At 45.5% G+C, this 22,655-nt stretch carries 18 protein-coding genes; 8 read left to right on the top strand and 10 right to left on the bottom strand.

Annotated features, from left to right (window positions below; all coding sequences use genetic code 11):
* Nucleotides 1-7: 7 nt before the first annotated feature.
* Genes EYQ95_RS01465 through EYQ95_RS01445 form a run of 5 tightly spaced genes read right to left on the bottom strand, consistent with a single transcriptional unit; the run spans nucleotide 8 to nucleotide 5,189 of the window.
* Nucleotides 8-3,343 carry an efflux RND transporter permease subunit gene (locus EYQ95_RS01465; protein WP_111914559.1) on the bottom strand — a complete coding sequence of 1,112 codons (3,336 nt, stop codon included), beginning with the start codon at nucleotides 3,341-3,343 and terminating at the stop codon, nucleotides 8-10.
* Between the two features lie 41 nt (nucleotides 3,344-3,384).
* The gene (locus tag EYQ95_RS01460; protein ID WP_111914560.1) at nucleotides 3,385-3,588 is read right to left on the bottom strand and encodes a DUF2892 domain-containing protein; all 204 of its coding nucleotides are present in this window, start codon (nucleotides 3,586-3,588) and stop codon (nucleotides 3,385-3,387) included.
* 49 nt (nucleotides 3,589-3,637) lie between these two features.
* Complete coding sequence (locus EYQ95_RS01455) at nucleotides 3,638-3,943, bottom strand: metalloregulator ArsR/SmtB family transcription factor (RefSeq protein ID WP_207801082.1); 306 nt, start codon at nucleotides 3,941-3,943, stop codon at nucleotides 3,638-3,640.
* A 57-nt stretch (nucleotides 3,944-4,000) separates the two neighbouring features.
* On the bottom strand, nucleotides 4,001-4,402 hold the full coding sequence (locus EYQ95_RS01450) for a rhodanese-like domain-containing protein (protein ID WP_111914561.1): 402 nt from the start codon (nucleotides 4,400-4,402) through the stop codon (nucleotides 4,001-4,003).
* Between the two features lie 49 nt (nucleotides 4,403-4,451).
* Complete coding sequence (locus EYQ95_RS01445; protein WP_111914562.1) at nucleotides 4,452-5,189, bottom strand: methyltransferase domain-containing protein; 738 nt, start codon at nucleotides 5,187-5,189, stop codon at nucleotides 4,452-4,454.
* A 48-nt stretch (nucleotides 5,190-5,237) separates the two neighbouring features.
* On the opposite strand from EYQ95_RS01445, the gene gloB reads away from it, so the two are divergent.
* The 3 genes from gloB to EYQ95_RS01430 are packed head-to-tail and all read left to right on the top strand — an operon-like array spanning nucleotide 5,238 to nucleotide 8,230.
* Nucleotides 5,238-5,996, top strand: coding sequence for a hydroxyacylglutathione hydrolase (gene gloB / locus EYQ95_RS01440; RefSeq protein WP_111914563.1), 759 nt, complete (start codon nucleotides 5,238-5,240; stop codon nucleotides 5,994-5,996).
* A 60-nt stretch (nucleotides 5,997-6,056) separates the two neighbouring features.
* On the top strand, nucleotides 6,057-7,706 hold the full coding sequence (locus EYQ95_RS01435; RefSeq protein ID WP_111914564.1) for a LysM peptidoglycan-binding domain-containing protein: 1,650 nt from the start codon (nucleotides 6,057-6,059) through the stop codon (nucleotides 7,704-7,706).
* A gap of 2 nt (nucleotides 7,707-7,708) precedes the next feature.
* Complete coding sequence (locus EYQ95_RS01430) at nucleotides 7,709-8,230, top strand: hypothetical protein (protein WP_111914565.1); 522 nt, start codon at nucleotides 7,709-7,711, stop codon at nucleotides 8,228-8,230.
* Here EYQ95_RS01430 and ligA read toward each other — a convergent pair.
* From ligA to smc, 3 genes are read right to left on the bottom strand one after another with little or no spacing between them, the layout of a single operon-like run.
* Nucleotides 8,213-10,243, bottom strand: a complete 2,031-nt coding sequence (gene ligA / locus EYQ95_RS01425) for an NAD-dependent DNA ligase LigA (protein WP_111914566.1) — start codon at nucleotides 10,241-10,243, stop codon at nucleotides 8,213-8,215. The genes EYQ95_RS01430 and ligA overlap by 18 nt on opposite strands.
* Before the next feature lie 15 nt (nucleotides 10,244-10,258).
* Nucleotides 10,259-11,323, bottom strand: a complete 1,065-nt coding sequence (gene zipA, locus EYQ95_RS01420) for a cell division protein ZipA (protein WP_111914567.1) — start codon at nucleotides 11,321-11,323, stop codon at nucleotides 10,259-10,261.
* Between the two features lie 21 nt (nucleotides 11,324-11,344).
* On the bottom strand, nucleotides 11,345-14,809 hold the full coding sequence (gene smc / locus EYQ95_RS01415; RefSeq protein WP_111914568.1) for a chromosome segregation protein SMC: 3,465 nt from the start codon (nucleotides 14,807-14,809) through the stop codon (nucleotides 11,345-11,347).
* A 186-nt stretch (nucleotides 14,810-14,995) separates the two neighbouring features.
* On the opposite strand from smc, the gene EYQ95_RS01410 reads away from it, so the two are divergent.
* Nucleotides 14,996-15,700, top strand: a complete 705-nt coding sequence (locus tag EYQ95_RS01410; RefSeq protein ID WP_111914569.1) for a hypothetical protein — start codon at nucleotides 14,996-14,998, stop codon at nucleotides 15,698-15,700.
* A 33-nt stretch (nucleotides 15,701-15,733) separates the two neighbouring features.
* On the opposite strand, the gene EYQ95_RS01405 is transcribed toward EYQ95_RS01410, so the two are convergent.
* Nucleotides 15,734-17,248, bottom strand: a complete 1,515-nt coding sequence (locus EYQ95_RS01405) for a fumarate hydratase (RefSeq protein WP_111914570.1) — start codon at nucleotides 17,246-17,248, stop codon at nucleotides 15,734-15,736.
* 117 nt (nucleotides 17,249-17,365) lie between these two features.
* On the opposite strand from EYQ95_RS01405, the gene pabB reads away from it, so the two are divergent.
* The 3 genes from pabB to EYQ95_RS01390 all read left to right on the top strand — a co-directional run bounded on the left by pabB (nucleotide 17,366) and on the right by EYQ95_RS01390 (nucleotide 20,832).
* Nucleotides 17,366-18,772, top strand: a complete 1,407-nt coding sequence (gene pabB, locus EYQ95_RS01400; protein WP_111914571.1) for an aminodeoxychorismate synthase component I — start codon at nucleotides 17,366-17,368, stop codon at nucleotides 18,770-18,772.
* Nucleotides 18,773-19,372 carry a CoA pyrophosphatase gene (locus EYQ95_RS01395; RefSeq protein WP_111914572.1) on the top strand — a complete coding sequence of 200 codons (600 nt, stop codon included), beginning with the start codon at nucleotides 18,773-18,775 and terminating at the stop codon, nucleotides 19,370-19,372.
* A gap of 83 nt (nucleotides 19,373-19,455) precedes the next feature.
* Nucleotides 19,456-20,832, top strand: coding sequence for an L-serine ammonia-lyase (locus EYQ95_RS01390; protein ID WP_111914573.1), 1,377 nt, complete (start codon nucleotides 19,456-19,458; stop codon nucleotides 20,830-20,832).
* Between the two features lie 34 nt (nucleotides 20,833-20,866).
* Here the strand turns inward: EYQ95_RS01390 and cysB are convergent, their stop codons facing one another.
* Nucleotides 20,867-21,841: an HTH-type transcriptional regulator CysB gene (gene cysB, locus EYQ95_RS01385; RefSeq protein WP_111914574.1), complete on the bottom strand. Its 975-nt coding sequence runs from the start codon at nucleotides 21,839-21,841 to the stop codon at nucleotides 20,867-20,869.
* A gap of 130 nt (nucleotides 21,842-21,971) precedes the next feature.
* Between cysB and EYQ95_RS01380 the strand changes: the two genes are divergently transcribed.
* On the top strand, nucleotides 21,972-22,604 hold the full coding sequence (locus tag EYQ95_RS01380) for a sensor histidine kinase KdpD (protein ID WP_207916188.1): 633 nt from the start codon (nucleotides 21,972-21,974) through the stop codon (nucleotides 22,602-22,604).
* Nucleotides 22,605-22,655: the final 51 nt, after the last annotated feature.

Genomic DNA, 22,655 nt, shown 5'->3' with positions numbered 1-22,655 from the left:
TTCTCCTTTATTGATCGCCAGAGTTCTGGGCTAATGCGGACTCTGGAAGACCATGTCCTGGACTGTCGTGATACATACTGTAATAAACCACCGGAATAACCAGCAGAGTAAATAAAGTAGAAGCGGTAATACCAAAAATAACGGCCCAAGCTAATCCATTAAAAATAGGATCTAATGTAATAACCACGTTCGCTAGCATAGTTGTACCTGCTGTAAGCAAAATCGGCCGTGTTCTCGCAGCACCCGCATCAAAAAGGGCATCTTTCAGCTCACAACCGGTTTGTAGTCGTTGCTGAATAAATTCGATAAGAATCAGAGCATTTCGCACAACAATTCCCGCCAACGCGATCATTCCAATCATGGCGGTTGCGGTAAACAATGTTGGATTAGGATATCCCGCTATATCGGCTGAAAATAAATTTAAGAACCAAAACCCGGGCATTATCCCAATAATGGTCAATGGAATAGAAAGCATCATAATACCTGATACGGCTTTCAAACCAGTTTGCAGAACCATAACAATATATACACCGAGCAAAGCGACGCCATAAGCGATACCTAAATCTCTAAATACGTCCAGTGTGATTTTCCACTCACCTTCACCATTCCAAACTACGGAAATGTCATCCGGCACGGTCCAACCTAGCCCCGAACCATTGCTAAAGTACGTACGCAGCCAACGCGGTCGGTAACTCGAAGAATCACTTCCTTGGTCAACCATTGTGTCGACCACAGCATCGGCAGGAACGCGACCGGTTACTTCACCGTAAACATAAACTACGGGTTTTAGGTTTTTGTGCATAATGGGCCGATCTAAGAATTCTTGCTGGAACTCCCCAAGTTCAGACAAAGCAACCATCGGAGCTGGAGCAGACTCTAATTCTCCCTCACTCGAAGTAACAAAGCCCTGCTGCCCTCGTACTTTTAATGATAAAAGTCTTCCTAGGCTATTACGCTGTTCTGGCGGTAAGCGAATTTCGATAGGTAATGGATTCACTTCCGCTGGTACATGAAGAATACCGATATCACGACCTTCAATAGCTGCGGCTAATGTACTGTGAATGTCGGCAGGAGCAATTCCTGAACGCGCCGCTTTTTCTTGGTCCACAACAAAACGCCAGACTTGTTGGGCTGCCGGTACCGAAGTATCGACTTGACTCACATAGTCTTCTTGTCTCAAGCGCTCAGCAACAGTAGCACCGGCCTGCTCTAATTCGTAATAAGACGTCATTTCATCGCCATACACTTCAGCAACAATAGTAGCCAAAACTGGAGGTCCCGGAGGAACCTGTACCAATTCAATATGCGCTTCATGGCGCTCCGCGATTCGCTCCAAGGGATCACGCAACCGCGTAACAACTTCATTGGACTGCATGCTTCGCTCGAATTTATCGACCAATACGATTCTGAGTTCGCCTTGATAGCTATACGAGCGCTTAAAGTAATGGCGCACCATGCCATTAAAGTCCATAGGAGAAGCTACACCTGCGAAGCTAGACACCGACTCTACTTCAGGAACACGCTGCAAATAACGAGCAAGATCATTCAGAGCATTAGAAGTTGCTTCCAGAGGCGTACCCTCTGGCATATCGAGCACAACCTGAAACTCGTTTTTATTGTCGTGGGGTAATAGTTTAAGCGGAACCAACCGCAAAGCGGGTAAGGCTGCTGCTACGATAAACAGCCCAAACACCGACCATAAAAATATTTTTCTTCGCTTAGCTGTGTCTAATGCTGGCTCTAAAATTTTTCTGTAGCCTTTATACAGCAATGAGTTCTGCGGATTATACGCCCCCTTATTTTCAGCCACTTTCATAATTTTCCACGCCAACCAAGGCGTTACCAAAAACGCGGTCAGAGTAGAAAATATAACGGCAACAGGAACATTAAACGCCATGGGGCCCATGTAAGGGCCCATCATTCCCGTAATAAAAAACATGGGCGTAAATACGATGATAATTGCCACAGTAGACATTAACAGCGCACTACGAATTTCTAGCATACCACCCACAATGGCAGATTTAGTTTTCTTACCCTGCTCACTCATGTGGCGTTCAATGTTGTCTATCGCTGCGATAGGGTCGTCCACAATTAACCCAAGCGCTAGAATGAGCGCGAACATGGTTACGCGGTTAATGGTGTAACCGAACAACAGGTCAACGCCTAGCGTAGCGCCATAACTAATAGGAATGGCGATCGCCACTACCGCAGCCGCGCGCCAATTCAAAAACAAGCCCACAAAAACGACCACCACAATAATAGCCACAGCTAGGCTCGAAACCAGTTCACCTACTTTACTTTCAGCGGTTTCACCATAGTTTCGTATAACCTCGACTTGTACGTTCTCGGGCAACCATTGCGAATCTATTTGATCTAAAGCTGTGAGAACATCTTGCGCAACTGAAACGGCATTTGCTCCCCGCTGCTTTGCAACGGACACAAATACTGCCGGATACGGACCAAGATCCTGTTGCACTGAGGTCGATGAAATATTGGGATAAAACAACGTGTAGCTTTCAGGTTCATGCGCATCATCCACAATCGACGCTACGTCTTGCAAATAAACTGGACGCCCATTAACAACATTCACCACCAAGTCTTTCATTTCATTTGCAGACCGAATGAACTGACCACTTTCTACACGAATAGCTTCGTTCATTTGTGTCAGCTCACCCGCGCTTTGCTGCACATTACTCGCGCTTAAAGCAAATGAGATATCGTCTATTGTTGTGTTATGAGCAGCTAATGCCGAGCTGTCTAATGAGATTTGAATTCTTCTCGACTCGCCACCTACAACCTCAACACGGTTCGTATGCGGCAATGCTTTTAAGGTCTGTGTCGCCTCTTCAGCAACCCGTCGTAAATGGTGAGAATCTATAGTTTCTGGAGAGGTTGAGTAAAGCGCTGCCACTACAATAGGTACATCGTCAATCTCTACCGGTTTTATCGCCCAGTGGGCAACAAAACTTGGAATCTGGTCTTGATTGGAATAAAGCTTGTTGTATAACTTTACGAGTGATTCTTCACGTTCTTCACCGACATAAAACCTCACGGTAATCACTGCGCTATCACGCTGTGATTGAGAATAAACGTATTCCACTCCATCAATCTGCGACACTAGGCGTTCAACAGGCTCAGTGACTTGCGTGCTGACTTGCTCAGAGGATAAGCCAGGAGCAGACACAAGGATGTCGGCCATAGGCACGACAATTTGTGGGTCTTCTTCCTTCGGCGTTAACAATAACGCGATAAAGCCCGCGACTATAGCGAAAATAATAAAAATAGGAGGAAACGTGCTCGATAAAAATTTAGCGATAATGCCGCCGTTTTGACCTTTTTCCATGTCACGTTCCTCTTATTTTAAACTGTTGATATGTCGAAGCATTATTTAAAAGCACAACCTGACTTAATACCCAGCTTCGCTAATATGATGGCGAGTGGGCAAAACCCAGTAAAAGCACTTTGAAACAAATTTAGTCCAACAAACGCAGTTAGCAACAACCACCAAGTATTTACCTGCCAAGCTAATACAGCTGAAAGCAATACCATTGCTCCTGCAAAACCTAAAACAAAACGATCTATATTCATAAGATACCCCTAAATTAGAAAATGCTAATAATAAAACGCAAAAAAAAATTTACGGCTTACAAAATATACCGTATAGCGAGTCAAGAACCGCTAATGCTTTCTTGTCTTCAATACGATAAAACACCGTTGTGCCCTCTTTGCGATAACCTACAATACCTTGGCTTCTTAGCTTTGCTAAATGCTGCGACAGAGACGACTGCGAAATATCTAGCTTGGCTTCGAGTTCACCAACAGTACTCTCTCCCTGTACCAAATGACACAACACCATAAGTCGATGGCTGTTCGCCAATGACTTTAGTAACTTCTCTGCTGCAGAAGCATTTTTCTGCATTTCCTCTACGGAGATATGTGTCATATTCATACCCATATATTAGCATTAACTAATGTTTTGTCAAATGGATTAATCGTGCATTTATTTATGCATAGCTTTACCAGAAGCTTCCCACGCAGTCATACCGCCATCGATAGAAACAACGTCATTAAATCCCATTTGCTGCAATGACTGGGCAGCTAGTGCACTGCGACCGCCTGTGCGACAGATAAGATATACACGATTTTGACGAAGCTGTTCTAATGCAACCTCAGGTGCGCAACTTGCCGAAGCTACTTGCGGCAAAGATGCAAGTTGGAACTCTAAAATACCTCTCGGTAAATTTACAGAATGCGCGATGTGTCCATTGGCGTATTCTGCGGGTTCACGCACATCAATCACCACTGATTCATCGCTTTTTTGCAGACTAGACTCAAGTTCATCCACGCTCATTTCTTGGATATTCTCTTTAGCCTCTGCGACTAACTGTTGAGCAGACTTCATATTGTCTCCTATTTCTTTACGGTTATGTTTCGGACTAAAACGCTTATGTTCAGTTCCGCTGTGACGCGTGACGACCGACAGGAACAATCTCTGAACTCGAAAGCCTTTGTCGTTTCTTGGCTTTCAACTTACTCCAAGTAATCGGCCACTCACGTTTACGAACAATAATGGCAAAACCGGCACTAAACAAGGGTACCCGACTATAAAAGAAGGAATCTTTCACTGGCTTATGCGCTGTACTTGGCCATGGACAACCCGAACCGAAATAGCCGAAATGCACTACTTCATAATTTAATAAAGACAACCAGTCCATAATTCTTTGTGCAGTGAACATTCGGCTATTCCAAGGTGCTCGTTTGCGCATTTTGGGTAAGACCCGAATGGCATTATGCAAACCCCATGGGTTATTACATACAATCATCATGTGCCCATCCGCCCGCAACATTCGATCTGCCTCTCTCAAAATCCGGTGCGGGTCTGATGAATATTCGAGTACAAATGGAAGAGAAACCCAGTCTACCGAATCAATGGCGAAAGGCAGCTCTGTCCATTCTGCAATAACATCTGCACCGGGCTCAGGGGCTACAGAGTAATGAGCTTTAATGCGACAGTCTGGCCAAGGAATATCAAACTGACCTAGCGACACCATATACTGTCCAAATACAATAGGATCGCTTTCGTGTAACCACGCACTTAAAGACGAGTACCACCAATCCCCATGCTCTAAGTCTTCCCAGGTTTCAGGTTTGCGGCGTTGTTTTGAGTTCCGAGCTGGTTTTAAAAACATTCGATTTCCTCATATACTGCACGCATAGCATAAAATTTCGGAGGTATGATGCAAATTCATCGCATTTCGGCTTTTAACGACAACTATATTTGGTTATTAGTAAATGACCAACAAGAATGTATTGTTGTTGACCCCGGTGAGGCATCAGGCGTTGCAAAGTTCATAAGCGAGCACGGCCTTAACCTAAAAGCTATTCTTATTACTCATCATCACGCCGACCATACGGGTGGAGTGAATGATTTAGCCACGAGCGATACTCTAGTGTTCGGGCCCGAAAACGAAAAGATTAAACATATCACCCATCCTTTAACAGAAGGACAGAACGCAGATGTGAAGGGGTTTCCATCGTTCCAGGTGCTCAGTTGTCCAGGCCATACCAACGGCCACATCGCTTATTATGCTAAACCATGGTTATTTTGCGGTGATACATTATTTGCTGGTGGCTGCGGCCGTATGTTCGAGGGTACACCTACAGTGTTTCATGGCTCGCTCAGTAAACTAGCGCAATTACCAGCCGACACCCAAGTTTTCTGCGCGCATGAATACACGCTTGCGAATCTTAACTTTGCGATGCAAGTAGAGCCCAACAACAAGGCATTACAAGAGCGATATAGTTGCGTTAAAAACATGCGAGAAAAAGGTATCGCAACCGTTCCTTCTCTGCTTAAAAACGAACTAGCGACCAACCCATTTTTGCGAACTCATACAAATACAGTTCGCAAAGCTGCAGAAGCGCACAGTAACTCTAATTTGGCGACGCCCATTGACGTTTTCGCTGCAGTTCGCCAGTGGAAAGACACAGCATAATTACATACAATACAAGTCAAATAATATACAAAAGCACCACAACATTTTTTGGGGAAAAGTATGAGCCAAGACACTCTAAGGCGAAAAGCCAAAGGCTGGTTATGTCTGAAGATTTCTTCTTTAGCACTAGCGTCTATGGTGTTAACCGCTTGCCAGTTAACTCAATATCTTCCTTTTAGTGAACTTGCTCCAGTTACACCTGAACAACTTCCCCGTGACACTGGTATTCAAAAATATACGCTTAGCCGCCCTGCTCCATATCAGCAACCAGAACAACAAACATTGTCTCCTCAACAACAGGCAGACTTATGGGAGCGCGTGCGTTTACAACTTGATATCGAAATACCTGACCAAGCAAGTATTGAAGCTCACCGCCAGTGGTATCTAAATAACCCTAGTTATATTCCTCGCGTCACACAGCGTGCCGCGCCACTCATGTACTTCATTGTCGAAGAAATTGAAAAACGTGGACTACCTTTAGAGTTGGCGTTTGTACCTATCGTAGAAAGTGCTTTCGACACATTTGCCTATTCTCATGGGCGCGCAAGTGGCTTATGGCAATTTATCCCAAGCACCGCCTTGCATTACGGTTTGGATATTAACTGGTGGTACGACGGTCGCAGAGACGTTGTTGCTGCAACTCATACTGCGCTTGATTATTTTGCACGTCTCAATGACACCTTCGACGGTGACTGGTTACTCGCTATTGCGGCGTACAATGGTGGGCAGGGCCGCGTAGCCAACGCGATTCGTCGAAATGAATCTCGCGGCTTACCCACGGATTTCTGGAGTTTATCGTTACCACGCGAAACCAGAAATTATGTACCCAAAATATTAGCGCTCAGTAGTTTACTTGCGGAACGTCATCAACAAGATATTGCATGGCGCTTTACACCTAACCAACCGGTACTCGAAATTGTTGATGTAGGACAACAAATGGACTTAGCCTTAGCCGCATCCATGGCGGGAATGGAAGTGAATGAGTTACATCGCTTCAATTCGGGTTATAACCGCTGGGCGACGGCTCCGGACGGTCCTTTCCATTTACTCATGCCGCAGGCTGCTGCCGAGTCATTTCAACGTGCCATGGCCGAGTCCGACCGCACCCAGTGGGTAGAGTGGGAAAGACACCGTGTACGTGGGGGGGAGAGCTTAATTTCCATTGCCCGCACCTATAACACAACTCCAGGCGCGATTCAGCGTGCGAACAATATCTCGGGTAGCTTAATTCGTTCAGGTGACTATCTACTTATTCCTGTAGCAAGCGAAGCTGCTGAAGTATACCAGCTGGCGAGCGATCAACGACGCCAACAACGTCAAAACGAACCAGAAGGTGACCGCAGAATTAACCACGAAGTGCAGGCAGGCGACTCGCTTTGGGAAATTAGTCGCCAGCATGGTGTTGGCGTAAATGAATTAGCACGTTGGAATAATATGGCACCAGGCGATACTTTGCGTTTGGGTCAACAGTTAGCCATTTGGATAGACGACGATACCGATAGTGTTAGCTCTCAATCAGCACCAACCCCACAAGCCATAACGCGTACTGTCGAATACCGAGTTCGCCAAGGTGATTCATTAGCACGTATTGCTAGTCGATTTCGTGTTACTGTTGCAGACATTGAACGATGGAACTCAATCACTCGCGAGCGCTACCTGCAGCCCGGTGAATTACTTAAATTACATGTGGATATTACCCAAGGGGGTTAAGCATGAATATCTTGAAAAGCCTATTTCTGGTTGCTTTGTTGGGTTTCGTGGCAACCGCAAACAGCCAAGAACAAAACGAAAATGAACGCGGCTTTCAGTTAGCATTTACCGGCACGGCCGTTCTTGGGGACGGTACAGAGGTTACCGTAAATTATCCACTAGCTTTCGAGCAACGCAATGGTATTTGGCATTTCCGAGCAGGCTCTCAAGCTGTAGCCATGTCCTCTCCCCCACAAAGTTACAACCTTCAGCTAGCTGTGCTGGAAGCTGACTCAATGGTTTATATTCAAGAATTTGCCAACCGTTATATGCGCTCGTTTAGCGTTGAAATAGGCGAACATAAGCTAGTGCTTGAACCCAGCCTTGCGAACGTTTTATTCGGAATTCGAGTCGCCATTGACGACAACGCGCTTATCTTCGAAAAGCGTACGCCTAGCATTAAGTTTGAACTCGACGAAACCGGCATTGTTGATATCACCAGTGACGGCTTTGTGCGAGACTTATCTTCACGCAGAGTTGAGTAACTCTAATAAGTCGTCTTCGGTTAGAACCGGTACACCGAGTTGCTCAGCTTTAGTCAATTTAGACCCAGCACTTTCACCTGCAACCACCGCTGTTGTTTTACCTGAAACACTTCCCGATACTTTTGCACCTCGAGCTTGCAGTGCTGCTTTGGCCTCGTCACGAGTCATTTTTGACAATGTTCCGGTAAGCACATAGGTTCTACCTGCTAAGTCGTCTGACTTCTCGACAGACTCTATACTCGACCAAGAAACGGCTTGTTCACCTTCCGTCAGTCGCTGAATCACTTCAAGGTTATGTGCTTCTCGGAAGAAGTTATAAATATGTTTGGCGACAATAAGACCTACATCAGGCACTTCCTGCAATGCGTCCATAGAAGCTTCTCTCAGAGGCTCTAGTTCGCCAAAATAATGCGCCAAATTCATCGCAGTTGCTTCGCCAACCTCTCGAATACCTAGGCTATACAAGAACCTTGGCAAGGTTGTTTCTCGGCTTTTTTGAATAGCATTCAATAGATTTTGCGCAGATTTTTGTCCCATCCGAGGCAATACACTTAACTGGTGTAGAGTTAATCCATACAAGTCTGCAGGATCTTTAACCCAATCCCGTTCAACTAATGCATCAATAAGCTTATCGCCGAGACCATCGATATCCATAGCCTTTCGAGAGGCAAAGTGCTTCAAGGCTTCCTTTCTTTGTGCAGCACAAAATAAACCACCTGTGCAACGCGCTACCGCCTCACCCTCAACGCGTTCGACGTGAGAGCCGCAAATTGGGCAACTGTCTGGAAATAAAATAACTTCAGTGTGTTCCGGACGCTCTTCTAAAACCACGCCAACAATTTGCGGAATAACATCGCCTGCTCTACGCACAGTAACCCGGTCGCCGACTCTAGCGTCTAAACGCTCTATCTCATCAGCATTATGCAGTGTTGCATTAGATACCGTCACACCCGCTACCTGCACAGGTTCTAACCGTGCTACGGGCGTTATTGCTCCCGTTCTTCCTACTTGAAAGTCGACACCACGAAGCCACGTTAACTCTTCTTGAGCTGAAAACTTCCAAGCAACAGCCCACCTTGGCGCTCGAGCAGAGAAGCCTAGGTTTTGCTGCTGTGAAATGGCGTCCACTTTAAGAACTACACCATCAATTTCGTAATTTAGCGCGTCTCGTTGCTCTAATATGTACTGATAATAATCAATACACGCTTGGTCAGAGTCTAGTCGTTTAGTCTCTGGACACATTGGAAAGCCCCAGTCCTTAAGCTGCTGTAGCCGAGCATAATGACTGTCGTTGTTTAGTTGTCGTTCCGGTACCACCGCACCCATCGAATAAGCATAAAAAGATAGTTGGCGGCTTGCAGTTATACTCGCGTCTAGCTGGCGTAAGCTTCCGGCGGCGGCATTTCTGGGATTCGCGAAAACTTTGCTACCGTCCTTCAATGCCTGCTCATTCATATGCTCAAAAACGTCTCTACGCATAAATACTTCACCGCGCACTTCTAACCTTTCAGGGAAGTCACCGCGAAGTTTAAGCGGAATAGAACGAATCGTTTTAACATTGTCGGTAATATTTTCCCCGGTACTACCGTCGCCCCTAGTTGCCCCACGAACCAGTAGGCCGTTCTCGTATAGCAGGCTTACCGCAAGACCATCTAGTTTTGGTTCTACACACCAGGCCAACGTAGTCTGAATATCAAGGCGCTCGTGAGCGCGTTTCTGGAAAGCTAGGAAGTCGTCCTCCGACATTGCTTTGTCGAGAGACAACATTGGTTGCTCATGCGTTACTGAGGGGAACTGCCCAGAAGCTACCCCGCCAACACGTTGTGTCGGTGATTGCTCTGAGCGTAACTCTGGGTTTGCCTTTTCAAGATCAACTAAACGCTGATACAGTCTGTCGTATTCTGCGTCTGGGACTGTTGGTTGATCTTGCACATAATATTGGTAATCAAGTTCAAATATGGTGTCGCGTAAGTAACTAACTTCTTCTTCAACGCTAGAAAAATTTAAGGGCACGACTCAACTCCAAAACTATCGTGACGCGCCAGCTATTTTCTGCCTGCGCTCGAATTCTCTAATCTTTTGGTAGGTATGCTGTACAGACTGTTTAGTAATTGGGTTTCTATTGCCATCTAGAACAGCTGCACGCGGCATAGCCTCTGCTATTTTGTTGGCTGCATTGTACATCATGGTAAATGCATTGTGACCGTCTGACTCTATAGGCAAAGTCATAAATAACGCGACCCCGCGAGTCGAGAAGTTCTCGATACCGTCTAAATCAAATACGCCTGGGTTATACATATTAGCGATACTGAACAGCTTAGGCCCTTTTCCTGCGGTATCTTCATGGCGGTGGAAAATATCCATTTCTCCAAACTTCAATCCAAGCTCGGTAAGCGTTTGTAGCAAGATTGCACCCTGAATATCCCCGGAAACGAAAAGGGTTATCACTTCTATGTCATTCTCTTGAGCCTCATGCTCACCGTCAGTCTCGCCTTCAACGCCCGTTTCTTGCTCATCAGTAACATGATCCTGTAACTGTTCATCATCCGAGTCATCCGCTTCACTTGTGGGCTCAGCATGCGGCTCTTCTGCCTCGTGTTCTTCCTGCTCGGGCTTGGATATTTCAGGCTCATCATCAAAACCGAGAGAGATTTGTTCTGCGCCAATCGAAGGCTCTTGCCTAGGCTTCTCTTGCTTGGTGACCTGCTCTTCTTCCAGCTCTTCGAAAAGAGTTTGCTGTGAGAGCGATGGTTGAGCAATCGAGGGTTCTTTCTTTTCTTTAGGACCTTTCTCAACCAAAGGCTTTTCTTTAACCGGCTTTGCTTCAGTCTTTTTATTTGATGCTACGCCAGACACGCTAGAGCTCGTTGCTTTAATAGTTCGTACTTGGCCTATACCGTCTTGGTCGAATCCTGAAGCGTCTACTTGGCGACTATTCGTTGCTTCAGTATTTCTATGCGCACCCTGCTTTTTAGACCGCGGATTTCTGCGCGCCCCACCTTGCCCTTTGCGGATACTCCAAAGGCCATGCCCAAGCAAACCTAAAATTACGATTAATCCCAGAACAATGAGAATTATGCGCACGCCGTCCATTCCTATTCCTGTTTCTTATAATTAAGACGCTTCCGCGAGAGCTACAGCTTCGTCTACGTCAACTGCAACCAACCTTGACACACCTGGCTCTTGCATAGTTACCCCTGCAAGATGAGTGGCCATTTCCATCGCGATTTTATTATGACTAATGTAAATAAACTGCACCGATTCTGACATTTCTTGCACTAAACGGCAAAATCTCCCTACGTTCACATCGTCGAGTGGTGCATCAACCTCGTCGAGCAAACAAAATGGAGCTGGGTTCAGTCTGAAAATAGCAAACACTAACGCTAACGCGGTCAAAGCTTTCTCCCCGCCAGACAGCAAGTGTATGGTGCTATTTTTCTTGCCCGGAGGTCGCGCCATAATGGTTACGCCCGTCTCGAGCAAGTCGTCCTCGGTTAAATCTAAATATGCCGAACCACCGCCAAATACCTTCGGAAACAAAGCCTGCAAATCAGCGTTTACCTGATCATAAGTTTTCTTAAATCGGCTTCTCGTTTCACGGTCTATCTTCTTAATGGCGTCTTCTAACGTTTCTAGCGAAGAAGATAAGTCTTCATATTGATTATCTAAATATTCTTTACGTTCCGACTGCGCCTCGACTTCGTCTATTGCCGCAAGGTTTATTGCACCTAATTGCTGAATCTTTCTTGCGCGTTCGTCGAGGGCTTTTTGCCATTCCGTTTCATTTGCCTCTTCAGGCATGTTTTCTAAGACCTCTTTTAGTGATACTTGTTCCTCACTAAAACTCTCTAACAATGCATGACCGCGCTCGCGAGAAGCTGCTAGTTCCAACTTCCGGCTTTCCACCTTCTCTCGTTGTGCCGCGATGCGCTCGTGCACTGCCGACTGTCCCTTATTTAATACACTTAACTCTTCTTGAATAGCACTTAACTGTTCTTTTACAGTGACAAGCTCTGTTTCCGCACTTTCTCTTTGCATTAAGTGCTCGGCTAGTTGTTCTTCTAAAAGCTGAATCTCAAATTCGTAGCTTTCATCGTCTACTTGTGAGCCTTGCCTTTCAGAAAGCTCTAACAATGTTTTTTCTAACCGCTGAATATGCTTTTGTGCGTGAACAAGTTGGCTTTTCTTCTCCTGCTCTGACAATTGAATAGTATGCAGTTGGCTTTGCGCGTCGGCGACAGCCTGGCTGCTGCTCTCAGCATTAGCTTTTACCGTAAGACCTGAGGTTTCATGCTCATTCATGGTCGGTCTAGCCGCTTCTAATTGCTCTTCAAGACCGAGCATTTTCATTTGGCCTTCTTCTTGTTCGGCCACAAGTAAAGCAATCGACTCTTCCAACACAACCTTCTCATCCGCCAGCTTGCGCACCTGTTTTTCATGTCTCTCAAGCGCAGAGGCAGCATAATTAAAGCGTTCTCTTGCCTCTGTTGCAGCACGCTGCGCGTTTGCTAACGATTCTTGCTGCTGGTCAATATCTATATCGGATTGCGCTAGCTGTTGTTCAAGCTCAGTAAGCCTCGCTTTGTTCTGAGTAATTTCTGCCTGAGTCGTTTTAAGGTTTTCTTCTACATCTGACAGCGCCGACTGCCACGCCAGCACACTGTCTTGCTCACCGGTTTGTGAGAGTAAAAAGTCTTTCCCCACTACACGACCGTCGGGTAATGCCACTGCGCGCCATTCAGAGTTCAATAGTAGTTCTTGCGCTTCTGCCCAACTTTCAGCCGCAGCAATGCCATTAAATAAACTTGAAGACGTCATTTTACCGCTCAATCGCGCCGCCAAAGCAGGCAACTCAACGTTTCTCTGGGCAGGTAAAGTGAAGAATAAACCTTTAAATTGATTCGGGACATCTGTTACCGCGCCTGAAATAACGGGTGCTGATAGTGCGCTTTGACACCATAGCTCGACAGCTTGTCGCCACTGCTCAGGGACTTCTAGGTACTCACTAACTGTACCGACAACACCGTTCTCTTCAAGCCAGCCTTTAGAAAAGTTATCTAGCTCGACTTCCTGAGACTGAATCAACTGCTTATACGAAGCTTGTTGACCTTGCAATGTATGCAGTACTTCTTGTTGATGATCGTTAGCTTCTCGCTGTTCCGCTATTTGCTCTTTAATGGCTTTTTGGAGTTCTTTTTTAGCGTGCAAAAGCTCTTTCTGCTTCTCTTCGTCTTTAGCAAGTTCTGTCAGCTCTTCCTCAAGAGCTTTAGGGCTGGCAGGAGCTTCCGTTTTCAATAACTCAAGTTCGGAAACAACTGTGTCAAACCTTGCTTGCTGTTGCTGTAACATTTGCTGATTAGCATTAAGCTGAGCTTGCGCGAGAGAAATATCTTGTTCAACTTGCCGAACATCTGCTTGCAGTTGCTGCCATTTTTCGTTCCAAGCGTTCAACCTTTCCTGTGCTTGCTCTTGGTGAATAAGGCGCTCTTCATAAACCTCTTGCTGCTGTGCGAGTGTTTCTTCAACATCCGAGATAACACTATCTAAAGTAGCCAACTGCTCCTGCTCACTTGCCAGTTCTTCTTTTGCAAATTTTATCTGCTGTGAAATTTCTTCTTGTTGCTTGCGCTTTTCTTGTGCCAGTTGACGTTGGTGACGAATTTGCTGCTCCACCGAAGTGACTTGGCTAGATGCTTGATAAAATTTCTCTTGAACTTGGTCAACCTGCTCTTGTAAGTCGAGCTCTTTTTGTCGAAATTCAGTTTGCCCACGCTCACTTCCACGTTGTTCGGCTAACCATTTCTCTAACTCTGTTTCTTCTGCTTGAAGATCTCGTTCAACACGGTCGCATTGCTGCTGGTAATGAAGCCATTTCAAAGCTTGCAACTGGCTTTTAAAGGTTCTTTCTTCTGCTTTTAGCGTTTGGTAACGCTTTGCGGCCGAAGCTTGTCGCTGAAGTTTAGCCAGTTGTTGACCTAACTCTTCTCGGACATCAGTCAGGCGCTCGAGATTTTCACGCGTACGGCCAATACGACTCTCCGTTTCCTTACGACGCTCTTTGTACTTAGAAATCCCAGCAGCCTCTTCGATGAATACTCGAAGCTCCTGTGGTTTAGACTCAATAAGGCGAGAGATCATGCCTTGTTCAATAATGGCATAGCTACGAGGTCCAAGCCCAGTACCTAAAAACAGGTCCGTTATGTCTCGTCGGCGACACTTTGCATTGTTCAAAAAATACAACGACTGAGCGTCACGTGTAACAACTCGTTTTACTGACACCTCATCAAAGTCAGCAAACTCACCTTGTAACCTGTGATCTTGGTTGTCGAATACTAATTCAACACTAGCTTGCCCCACTGGTTTGCGGGCTTGCGAGCCGTTAAAAATAACATCGATCATTGCGTCACCGCGCAGATTCTTTGCAGAGCTTTCACCCAGCACCCAGCGCACTGCGTCAATCACATTCGACTTGCCACAGCCGTTCGGCCCGACAATGCAAGTCATTTGCTCAGGAAACGCAACTTTGGTGTTATCTACGAAGGATTTAAAACCCGCGAGTCGGATGTATTTTAAACGCATTTGTTCTTTTTGTTGTTATTGAAGTTCCAGTGTAAAACCATAAAAACTTAGGCACAACTGTTTCTCACTAATCCACTCAACAATCTCTTAAGAAAGCTTCCAACCTTTGCAAACTTTCGTGTCGTGACCATACTTGATCTCCCTTGAATACAACTATGGACAGTACAGCAGCAAGAGGAATTAAGGATGATTCAATCACAGTACGAAACCCGCTACAACGCGTTGTTGCGGACATTAGAAGATGAGTGTTTACCCGCATTTATATTAAGCCAAAAAGGTTTTGTATTAGCGGTAAACAATCAGTGCGAACGTGTACGCACTACGCCAACCCGCACATGCTGGCACGACTACTGCCTCAACCAGCCCGACTTCGAAAGTAAAGCCCTTCCGCACAAGGGGCAGTCTATTGCATATCTGAATACAGCTCGAGAAGTACAAGTGGGTACATTACTCATGACCAAGCTAGACGCCGGCGGACATCATATCTTCGCTTTTATCATTCCCATACAACATGACCAAGACGAGCCTCTTGGCTTTATGATTTTTGAAGCTCAAAAGCAGCTCTGCTTTTGGTCTGATCAAGCTTCAGAACTTCACGACGAGTCCCCACGGTATGGCACCAAACAAAATCTACAACAATTTTTGAGTTGGTATGAGCCTTGCCAGCGCGACCGTTTACTGTATGCCATGCTGCAATGTGAAAAAACTCATGTGCCACAGCAAGTCACATTAAAAATTGCGCACTCGAAGCAAAAAATTCGCTACTTATGGTTAACTCTTCCGATTCAGGATAAGCCACTAACCTGCGCATTCATTCGAGCTGTAAAACGTCCCATAACGACGAACCGCACCAAAAATATTCCCGTTGAGATCGAAAAGAGCGGCTATTGAAGCCGCTCTTTTATCAAAAAAATTCAGAAAATTTTAGGCGTTTTCTAATTCGGCAATTTTCACTGACCAAATTGCAGGTCCTTGTTGGTGAGCATTTTGTCCATTACTGTCTACAGCAACAGTTACTGGCATATCTTCTACTTCAAACTCGTAAATAGCTTCCATTCCCAAGTCTTCAAATGCTACTACCTCAGCCTTTTTGATTGCTTTCGCAACAAGGTAAGCTGCACCACCAACGGCCATTAGATAAACCGCTTTATGTTTCGCGATACTCTCTACCGTTGCTTGGCCCCGTTCAGCTTTACCGATCATGCCTAAAATACCGGTTTGGTCCAGCATCATGTCGGTGAACTTATCCATGCGAGTAGAAGTTGTCGGCCCTGCAGGTCCAACAACTTCGTCGCCTACAGGGTCAACTGGACCCACGTAGTAAATGAACTTGTTAGTAAAATCGACAGGTAGCTCTTCACCCTTGTCTAACATTTCTTTAATGCGTTTGTGAGCAGCGTCACGGCCGGTCAGTAATTTACCCGACAACAATACAGTTTCGCCCATCTTCCAAGAGGCGATGTCTTCTCGCGTTAACTCATCTAAGTTTACACGGCGTGCATTGTCGCCCACTTCAAAGGTAATGTCCGGCCAATCTTCTAATTTAGGAGGCTCTAAATGAGCCGGCCCTGAACCGTCAAGGTGGAAATGAACATGGCGCGTAGCCGCACAGTTCGGAATCATGGTTACAGGCTTAGATGCCGCATGCGTTGGCAAAGAATTAATCTTTACGTCAACGACTGTAGTTAAACCGCCTAAACCTTGAGCACCGATACCAAGCTTGTTGACACGTTCGTAGATTTCTAAGCGCAACTCTTCTTCGGCATTTTGTGGTCCGCGCGCAATAAGTTCCTGAATGTCTACAGGTTCCATTAACGACTCTTTAGCCAGAACTGCAGACTTCTCTGCTGTACCGCCAACACCAATGCCTAATATTCCAGGAGGACACCAACCTGCACCCATTTTCGGCAAGGTTTCTACTACCCAGTCAGCAATGTTATCGCTAGGATTCAACATCGCCATTTTGGTTTTGTTCTCTGACCCGCCACCTTTGGCGGCAATCATGACTTCAATTTCGTCACCCGGCACCATATCGATATGCACCACCGACGGTGTGTTGTCTTTGGTGTTTTTTCTTGCCCCTGTTGGGTCTGCCACAATCGAAGCTCGCAATGGATTATCTGCATTGGTGTATGCGCGTCGCGTTCCTTCATCAACCATTTCTTGAACAGTTAAGTCAGTTTTGTCCCAGCTCACACCCATACCTACTTTGACGAAGCAGGTAACGATACCGGTGTCTTGACACAAAGGTCTGCGCCCTTGCGCCGACATGCGTGAATTCACGAGCATTTGTGCAATAGCATTTTTTGCCGCTTCGCTTTGCTCTTTTTCGTATGCTTCAGCAAGCGCTTCAACAAAGTCGATTGGGTGGTAGTAAGAAATAAATTGGAGTGCGTCTTCAATTGAATCAATAAAGTCCTGCTGACGAATAACAGTCATTTAGACCTCCTGTATACAAACATCATTGCACGCTAATGATGTATCGATTTAATGCCGAAAAGTGTGCGGTATGATACTCTCTTCGTCGTGTTCTCGCCAGTCGTTAGAAGCAGGTCCATGTCATCAAATACAATAAAATTGATTGAATTGCCCTACGCTAAATGGGGAAAAGCATTAGAAGTTTTCTCGCGGTTCGCTAACGAACCTTATGCCATGCTTTTTGATTCTGCCAATTCAAATCATCCAGACAGTCGTTTCGACATTCTGGTACGAAAGCCTTACCAAGTAATCGAGAGTAGAAATGGGGTTACTTTTGTGGATGGCAAATCTATCGCCCAAGCTGAGTTTTTCGAAACCTTAGAAAGCTTAGTGCATCCACTTAGCGAAAACTTGTCGCTAGAGAACGAATCGTTAGAAAGTACTTCCATGGAAAACAGCGACCTACCGTTTTTAGGTGGGGCTTTGGGTTACATTGGATACGACATGGGCAGAACTATTGAACGTTTGCCTACAAAAGCAAAGCACGACATTAATTTACCTGACGCATGTTTTGGCATTTATCAGCGAGCATTGGTTTTAGACCACAAACACCAAAAAGTCTTTGCTGTATCTCCAAAGCAAAGCACCCGCGACAGTGAAATAGAGTTTTGGCAAACACCGTATCAGCAAGAATCAAGCGATAGTTTTCAACTTACCTCGGCTTGGCAAAGCAACATGACTCAGCCTGAATATGAAAAGCAATTTGAGCAAATAATTGAGTACTTGAAGGCTGGGGACGCGTATCAAATCAACTTTGCACAACGTTTCCAAGCATCCTTTCAGGGCTCCAGTTGGTCTGCGTATTGTCACCTTAGAAGCCACAACAAAGCTCCGTTCTCAGGCTATATTCAACTGAATGACGGTGCTGTACTGAGCCTATCACCCGAGCGCTTTGTGAAGGTGACAGACAACAAGCATGTTCAAACACGCCCCATAAAGGGAACTCGCCCCCGAGGCAGTTCCGAAAAACAAGACCAAGCCGAAGCTCAAGCGCTATTGGCAAGTGAGAAAGACCGTGCTGAGAATCTCATGATTGCAGATCTACTTCGCAATGACATGAGTCGCGTTTGTATGCCAGGTACAGTTCATGTACCCGAGCTTTTTAAACTCGAGAGCTTTCCAGCAGTTCATCACTTAGTCAGCACTGTTGTAGGTGAACTCAATCCAAATTATTCCGCTTTCGACCTTATGCGCGCTATGTTTCCGGGCGGCTCTATTACTGGAGCGCCAAAAGTAAGAGCGATGGAGATTATTGAAGAGTTAGAGCCACACCGACGATCGGTTTATTGTGGAAGCTTAGCTTACTTCTCAAGGCATGGTCGAGCAGACAGTAGCATAACTATTCGCACCCTTTGCACAACGGAAGGTCATATTTATTGCTGGGCCGGTGGTGGTATTGTCATCGACTCCACCGCGGAAATTGAATATAGAGAAACTTTCGACAAGGTTGCTAAAATTTTACCTTTAATGGAACAACCCCACTGAATGGCAAACTATACGTTAGAAGAGCTGCACGCTAGGTTTTCTCTTCATCAGCCTAGTTACCCTACTTGGCCACAATTAGACTGGCAGCCAAGCGGTGTTCTTGTGCCTATTCGGGACAACAATGGCGAGCTCGAGGTGATACTTACGCGGCGCCCTGCGTTTATGCGACACCATGCCAATCAAATTTGTTTCCCAGGGGGGCGGCGTGAACCCTCTGACATAGATTTAAGAGCTACAGCACTTAGAGAAACCCATGAAGAATTGGGGATTGCGCCAGAAGCTGTAAATGTAATAGGTACACTACCTCCGCAGCCCGTTTTAACGCGATTTGTTATTCAACCTTTTATTGGCATCGTAGAAACTCATGTTGAAATAGTGCCCGACGCCAACGAAGTTTCAGAAGTGCTTGTGGTTCCGCTTGCGGAATTAGTTGAACAAGCAAACCATTTGCAAATTAGCCGCAATAATTCCATGTATCCAATGGTGCACTTTATTCCATGGCAAAATAGTCTGATTTGGGGCGCAACGGCCGCAATTATTCGCCGCTTAGCCGATCAGCTTAATCCATCTGGCCAAGAAGTGTACCGACCAGTGTTTTAGAAGCTTGCTATACTGATTGAAAATCACCACACTACGCACCATGTTCATTTCCAAACCCATCAAGAGTAACTAAAAGAATTTATATGATAAGTGTTTTCGATATTTACAAAGTAGGTATTGGCCCTTCAAGTTCCCATACGGTTGGCCCAATGAGAGCCGCCCGAGAGTTCCTTATGCAATATGAGAATGAAGGAGGTAATTTAGCGGACGTTACTCATATAAAAGTCGAGCTCTATGGTTCTCTTGGCCAAACGGGTAAAGGTCATGGTACCGGGAAAGCCGTTATATTGGGTCTTGCTGGAGATGCTCCGGAGACTTGTGACACAACTAAAGTCGACAGCTTTTTAGAACAAGTCGACAAAGAAGAAACACTAAAGTTGCTCGGTAAGCATGAAATTTCGTTTCCTCGTAGCGGAGCAATTCAATTTCATCGCAGAAAAACCATGCCTAAACATGCCAATGCGATGGAAATTATACTCTTTAAAGACGACAAAGAGTTGTTTAGCGATCTTTATTATTCCATTGGTGGCGGCTTTATCGTGCGTGATGCAGAGTTCGACGAAACTCTGGAAGAAGCTATTGAGCAGAACAATAAGCCCATTCCCTATCCCTTTGACACGGCAACCGAGTTAATGGAGCAATGTAAAACAAACGGATTACGTGTTAGCTCTTTGATGATGGCGAATGAAAAAGTATTCCGAAGCGAAGACGAAATTCGCTCAGGTCTTGTCCATATTTGGAACACCATGTTTCAGTGCATCGACACCGGAATTAAAACCGAGGGCATCTTGCCAGGTGGACTGAAAGTTCGTCGTCGTGCACCAGCGTTTTATCAGCGTCTTAAAAACGAAAAGTCTACAGATCCTATGCAGGCTATGGACTGGGTGAGTCTGTTTGCTCTTGCAGTGAACGAAGAAAATGCAGCCGGTGGTCGTGTAGTTACAGCTCCGACTAATGGTGCTGCGGGCATTATTCCTGCGGTTATGCGTTATGCAGACAAGTTCATTGAGAAGTTAGACGATGACGCAATTTGCAGATTCCTGCTCACTTCAGCGGCGATCGGTATTCTCTACAAGAAGAACGCTTCTATTTCAGGTGCAGAAGTAGGTTGCCAAGGTGAGGTTGGTGTCGCTTGTTCAATGGCAGCAGGCGCGCTAGCTGAATTAATGGGCGGCGACATTAGCCAAGTTGAGAACGCCGCGGAAATTGGCATGGAGCACAACTTAGGCCTAACATGTGACCCAGTGGGTGGCCTTGTTCAAGTTCCATGTATTGAACGTAATGCAATGGGTGCTGTGAAGGCTATTAATGCTGCTCGATTAGCTATTCGAGGCAGTGGCGACCACAAAGTGTCTTTAGACAAAGTAATTAAGACAATGTGGGACACAGGCAATGACATGAAGACAAAATACAAAGAAACCGCACGCGGTGGTTTAGCGGTCAACATTACTGAGTGCTAAACACTCTGAGTTGTAAGGTTCAAAAGCCCACGTGTTAAAGCGTGGGCAGTTTGTCTAAATCGAACAAAGCATCAATATCTTCTTGGTGTCGAAGTGGCATAGCTTGCTCAATTTTATCCTTCGTAAGGTGTGGCGCAAACCCCTCAAGAAAATCGTACATGTAGCCACGTAAAAAGGTGCCACGGCGAAATCCAATTTTGGTTGTGCTCGGCGCAAACAAGTGCCCTGCGGGTATTGCCACTAAATCAGAGTCTCTGCTTGGTTCATAAGCCATTGTAGCTAACACACCAACGCCTAACCCCATACGAACATAAGTTTTAATCACGTCCGCATCTGTCGCTGTAAACACTATCTTGGGCTCTAAGCGTGCTTTGTTAAAAGCCTCGTCGAGTTGCGAACGTCCAGTAAAACCATAAACATAAGTAACCAATGAGTACTCGGCTAGGTCTTTGATTGTAACCGTGTCAAGCGCGGTTAAAGGATGTCCCTTTGGAACCAGCAGCGAGCGATTCCAGTGATAACAAGGCAACATAATAAGGTCTTGATACAAGTGCAGTGCCTCTGTCGCAATCGCAAAGTCGGCAACACCTTTCGCCGCCATTTCACTTATTTGCGAGGGCGAACCTTGATGCATATGTAGGCTTACATCTGGGTATCTTTTTATAAAATCCTGAATTACACCGGGTAACGCATAGCGAGCCTGGGTGTGTGTAGTAGCAATATTCAACTTACCTTGCTTCGGGTGAGTATGCTCAGCCGCTACAGACTTTACAGCCTCTACCTGGCTTAGAATATTCTGAGCAATCTCGATAACTTGCTGGCCCGCCGGGGTAACGTGCGTTAGATGCTTACCACTTCGTCCAAAAATTTGAATACCAAGTTCATCTTCCAACATACGAACTTGTTTGCTTATTCCTGGCTGAGAGGTATAAAGGTGTTCTGCAGTTGCAGAAACATTGAGATTGTTATTCAACACTTCTACGATATAACGCAACTGTTGCAGCTTCATGAGAAATTCCGTGAGGTTGTTCTATGATTTGTTATTCCTAATTCTTATGAGAGTGTCAGTATCTATGCCTCCTGTCAAACAAAACGATAACCTCGATTTCTCGTCCGTTCTTGCAGCAAGCGTTCACGACATGAAAAATTCGTTGTTTCTTTTGCTGCAAGCTATTGAAAGTGTGGCTGAAGAAGTAGAAAAACCTCAACCTCGACGCCAACTTGCCGATATTCATTATGAGACACAAAGACTAAACACAGGATTAATGCAACTGCTGAGCCTTTTCCGTCAACAAAAAGATGAGCTTCCAATAAACAAAGAAGAGCATTTTTTAGACGAATTAGCGGAAGAGCTTGAGGCGAGTAATCAGTTTTATGCAGCTCATCATGGAATTGAGTTAACTACTTCGGTTAAGCATGATGGCAGTTGGTTTTTTGACCAAAACTTAATTCTTATTCTAGTCAATGATGTGATCATTAACGCTCTACGTTACGCGAAAAGTAAGGTTGCGGTTGAAATAGGTGTAGACACAATCAACAACGAGTTAGTTATAGAAATTGGAGACGATGGAAGCGGCTACCCACTGTCTATGCTCGATGCAAGTAGAACTAGCCCGCAGGCGATGGAATTAGATTCAGGCCGGACCGGATTGGGCTTATATTTTGCTAAGTTGATTGCGCAAGCTCATCAAGTGGAAGATCGTAATGGCAGTATTTTTCTAAGTAATGACAGTGCATTAGGAGGTAGCTTATTTACGCTAAGGCTACCCTAAAACAATGAACTCAGGTAGAGTATTAGATTAAATAGGAAGCGATTAACGCCA

Source organism: Lysobacter sp. N42 (genome assembly GCF_004344885.1).
Note: the sequence above shows the minus strand (reverse complement) of the source record. Positions and strands in the feature narration are given on the sequence as shown.

Excerpts from the sequence above, each read along its gene's own strand:
- EYQ95_RS01465 (WP_111914559.1), bottom strand. The coding sequence starts at position 3,343 with ATGGAAAAAGGTCAAAACGGCGGCATTATCGCTAAATTTTTATCGAGC.
- EYQ95_RS01460 (WP_111914560.1), bottom strand. The coding sequence starts at position 3,588 with ATGAATATAGATCGTTTTGTTTTAGGTTTTGCAGGAGCAATGGTATTG.
- EYQ95_RS01455 (WP_207801082.1), bottom strand. The coding sequence starts at position 3,943 with ATGACACATATCTCCGTAGAGGAAATGCAGAAAAATGCTTCTGCAGCA.
- EYQ95_RS01450 (WP_111914561.1), bottom strand. The coding sequence starts at position 4,402 with ATGAAGTCTGCTCAACAGTTAGTCGCAGAGGCTAAAGAGAATATCCAA.
- EYQ95_RS01445 (WP_111914562.1), bottom strand. The coding sequence starts at position 5,189 with ATGTTTTTAAAACCAGCTCGGAACTCAAAACAACGCCGCAAACCTGAA.
- gloB (WP_111914563.1), top strand. The coding sequence starts at position 5,238 with ATGCAAATTCATCGCATTTCGGCTTTTAACGACAACTATATTTGGTTA.
- EYQ95_RS01435 (WP_111914564.1), top strand. The coding sequence starts at position 6,057 with ATGAGCCAAGACACTCTAAGGCGAAAAGCCAAAGGCTGGTTATGTCTG.
- EYQ95_RS01430 (WP_111914565.1), top strand. The coding sequence starts at position 7,709 with ATGAATATCTTGAAAAGCCTATTTCTGGTTGCTTTGTTGGGTTTCGTG.
- zipA (WP_111914567.1), bottom strand. The coding sequence starts at position 11,323 with ATGGACGGCGTGCGCATAATTCTCATTGTTCTGGGATTAATCGTAATT.
- smc (WP_111914568.1), bottom strand. The coding sequence starts at position 14,809 with ATGCGTTTAAAATACATCCGACTCGCGGGTTTTAAATCCTTCGTAGAT.
- EYQ95_RS01410 (WP_111914569.1), top strand. The coding sequence starts at position 14,996 with ATGATTCAATCACAGTACGAAACCCGCTACAACGCGTTGTTGCGGACA.
- EYQ95_RS01405 (WP_111914570.1), bottom strand. The coding sequence starts at position 17,248 with ATGACTGTTATTCGTCAGCAGGACTTTATTGATTCAATTGAAGACGCA.
- pabB (WP_111914571.1), top strand. The coding sequence starts at position 17,366 with ATGTCATCAAATACAATAAAATTGATTGAATTGCCCTACGCTAAATGG.
- EYQ95_RS01395 (WP_111914572.1), top strand. The coding sequence starts at position 18,773 with ATGGCAAACTATACGTTAGAAGAGCTGCACGCTAGGTTTTCTCTTCAT.
- EYQ95_RS01390 (WP_111914573.1), top strand. The coding sequence starts at position 19,456 with ATGATAAGTGTTTTCGATATTTACAAAGTAGGTATTGGCCCTTCAAGT.
- cysB (WP_111914574.1), bottom strand. The coding sequence starts at position 21,841 with ATGAAGCTGCAACAGTTGCGTTATATCGTAGAAGTGTTGAATAACAAT.
- EYQ95_RS01380 (WP_207916188.1), top strand. The coding sequence starts at position 21,972 with ATGAAAAATTCGTTGTTTCTTTTGCTGCAAGCTATTGAAAGTGTGGCT.